Here is a 2547-nt window from a genome sequence, read left to right as displayed (position 1 = left end):
TCACGTCTACCAGGTCGTTCACCCGTCCTTCTGCCTCCCAGGGGTCGCGGTAGTTGAACTGCCGCGCCACCACGTGCAATCCCATGCCGTTCCCGAAGATCGCCTTCACCTCGAAGGAGAACTCCCTGGGGGCACTGTAGTTTTCGCTGCGGCCGGCACGGACCATCACCTGTGCTCCGGCTTCCCTCAAAAGCTCGCCGACCGACTCCGCGGTCATCGGCTTGTACTGAATTTCCTCGTCCATCCTTAAACCTCCAGTCTTAACTTCATACCCCTAGGCAGCGGTCACCCCATCCTCACCCTGTCCCTCCCCTTGAAGGGGAGGGGACGTAAGGGGGGGGCCTTGATAAAGGGGGGGAAGGGGGGGGTGCGTTTAAACCTCCAATCTCAACTCGATACCCCAAGGCACCGGTTTCTCACCTTTTGACGTCAGCACCCAGAGGGTGGGCCATTCCATCTGTTCGGGCGCGGGCCCCACCCCGTCGGTCAGATAGATGATGGCCGCCGGAGCCGGGTGCATAGCTCTCGCGTAATCGAAGACGGGGCGCAGGTCGGTGAAGCCGCCCCCGTCATAGCGCACCGCGCGGAAGGCGGTCCCGCTGAAGGCCTCCACCTTCTGAATCCTGCTGTTGGCGTACAATACGGTGATCGAGGCGTCCCGGCCGCGCGCGATCTGCACCAGTTCCCTGCCGAAGGCCTCCCGCATCTCGGCGATGTTGGTGGAATCGCTCACGTCGATGCCGACCAGCAGGTTGAGACGGCGGCGCTTGCGGCAGCCCGGCGTGTCGTGCCCGAAGCGCCGGTGTTCCCGCATCCAGGTGCTGTTCCTTCCTACCCGGCCGGCGGTCCCCACGAACTGCCTGAGGATCTGCCGCCAGGGGAGGGGGGAGGGGGCCAAAAGGCCGTTCACCACCTCGCAGATCTCTGACGGGATCTCGCCGTCGCTGCCGCGCAGGCTCTCGCGGGTCACCGCACGCACCATCTCCTCCGCCAAGCTCAGCGGTGTGCTGTCCGCCTCGCTCCATACGTCGTGGTCGTCCAAGGTGGCGGTAAGTTCGTGTCCTTGTCCGATACCGGCGGCGCCGCGGTTCTCCTGCTCGGCGTTGCCGTAGCCCGATCCTTCCAGGTTGCCGATGTCGAAGGGGGCGACCAGTTCCGCGTAGTACTCCTCGGCGGCCAGGCCATCCTCCATCTTGAACTGGGCAGGGTAAACGGCGTCATCGGGAAGGCCGGGCGTGGACGGGTTGATGGCAAGGTCGCAGGCGACGCCCCAGTCGTGGCGGTTGAAACCTTTGCCTCGCAGCATGTGCAGGTGGAGGAGGTGCTTGACCAGGTGTTCCAGCACCGCGTGCTGCTCTGTCAGCGTGAGTCCGCCGAAACCGGCGGGGTCGACGGCGAGGGTGGGGATGCCGTTCCGGATGGTGATACCGGCCGGCTTTCCGGAGAGGTTTCTCTCCTCGCGGCGGAGGTTAAGGAGGAAGTGCCCGTAGAAGGGACGCTCCCTCAACAGCCGGACCACGGCGTTTTCCAGGTGATCTGCAGCCATGACCGGGTCAGTATGCCTCGCGGGAGATGGCCTGGATGGCGTCGAAGATGACGCTGTCATGCTTGTCCTTCACCAGCGTCAGGGCGACTTCCGGAATCTTGATCAGGTTCTTCACAAAACCGAAGCAAAGGTCGCGCGGCAGCACGGAAATGTAGGCTACAAGGTTCTCCTCCTGCTCTTCTTGGAGGATGGGAGACGCCTTGAGGGTCGCGCTCAGGTCATTGATGGTGGCGGCCTGCAGGTCGTCGCGCTGCCCGTGCGCACGATCGGCCACCCGCGGCCAATCGTTGAGCACCTCGGCGGCGGTCACCGGCCGTCCCTTGTGATCGGCAAGCCAGCGCATGAACATGATGGCGGCTTCCTTGCCCACGATCCCCGCATAGACTTCCATCTCCAGCTCTTTGGGGAGGCGGCAGTTTTTCTTCACCACGCTGACCATTTCCCAGCCGCGCTCGGTCGGCTCCACCTGCAGGTCCATCGGCATCCCCTGGCGGGCCAGCATCCCGGAGTTGCCGGCCAGGAACTGGCGGACGTCGGTGGAGAGTTCGCGCTCGGCCGCGTAGCGGGCCCAGCACTGGTAGTCGGATTCCACGTAGAGCATGACCATGCGGTCGATCAGCGCGCGGTCCAGCGTGGCCACCTGGTAGCTGCCGTCCGGTGGGTTGATGCTGACCACCACCTTGTGACGGCGGGAGAGGCGGTGGGTGTGCAGGGAACGCTGCATCCCTTCGGCGGGGGGCTCCACGAACTGGAAGATGGCCTGCAGGGTGTCCTCCTGCTGGGCGCGGTTCAGCTCGTCGCAATGGATGATGGTGGCCGGGTCCTGGTCGGCGGGGAGCCAGGATGGGCGTGACCACTGCATGACCTCCCCGTTGCGGTAGGGGATCCCCACCAGGTCGCCCACCTCCATCTGCCCGAGCCTCAGCGGGACGTAGCGCCGTTCCATCTCCCGGCAGGCCTGGATGATGCCCGCGCTCTTGCCGACTCCCCTGTGTCCCACC

The 2547-nt window shown here is 64.9% G+C and carries 2 protein-coding genes and 1 pseudogene; all 3 read right to left on the bottom strand.

Going from position 1 to position 2547, the window contains the following annotated elements; genetic code table 11:
• Nucleotides 1-244: pseudogene (locus VJ604_RS05440) on the bottom strand (hypothetical protein); the annotation flags it as partial.
• Between the two features lie 129 nt (nt 245-373).
• A complete protein-coding gene (locus VJ604_RS05435; RefSeq protein WP_324080381.1) occupies nt 374-1546 on the bottom strand; it encodes a vWA domain-containing protein in 1173 nt (390 codons plus the stop codon).
• Nucleotides 1547-1553: 7 nt separating this feature from the next.
• Nucleotides 1554-2547: hypothetical protein (locus tag VJ604_RS05430; RefSeq protein WP_324080378.1), on the bottom strand; the 994-nt coding region annotated here is incomplete at its 5' end.

The sequence above is a fragment of the Geomonas sp. genome, from assembly GCF_035254065.1.
GTDB lineage: Bacteria > Desulfobacterota > Desulfuromonadia > Geobacterales > Geobacteraceae > Geomonas.
Note: the sequence above shows the minus strand (reverse complement) of the source record. Positions and strands in the feature narration are given on the sequence as shown.